The organism is Escherichia sp. KCJ4928 (assembly GCF_004352695.1).
GTDB lineage: Bacteria > Pseudomonadota > Gammaproteobacteria > Enterobacterales > Enterobacteriaceae > ECMA0423.
In genome coordinates this window covers 1-417 of record NZ_SJWV01000624.1, presented here as the reverse complement: position 1 = coordinate 417, position 417 = coordinate 1, and the positions used below count along the sequence as shown (strand labels likewise).

The following is a 417-nucleotide window of genomic DNA, read 5'->3' as shown; positions in this document are numbered from 1 at the left end:
ACTGAAATGGGTCAATTGCAAGAACGTATCACATCAACTAAAAAAGGTTCTGTTACATCAATCCAAGCCATCTACGTGCCAGCCGATGACTACACTGACCCAGCGCCAGCAACAGCATTCGCTCACTTGGATTCAACAACTAACCTTGAACGTAAGTTGACTCAAATGGGTATCTACCCAGCCGTTGACCCACTTGCTTCAAGTTCACGTGCCCTTGCACCAGAAATTGTTGGTCAAGAACACTATGAAGTTGCAACAGAAGTTCAACGTGTTCTTCAACGTTACCGTGAATTGCAAGATATCATCGCAATCCTTGGTATGGATGAATTGTCAGACGAAGAAAAAACATTGGTTGGACGTGCTCGTCGTATCCAATTCTTCTTGTCACAAAACTTCAACGTTGCTGAACAATTTACA

General features: G+C 43.2%; 1 pseudogene. It reads left to right on the top strand.

From position 1 onward, the window contains the following. Positions 1-417, top strand: a pseudogene (locus tag E0D98_RS25935) (F0F1 ATP synthase subunit beta); the annotation flags it as partial.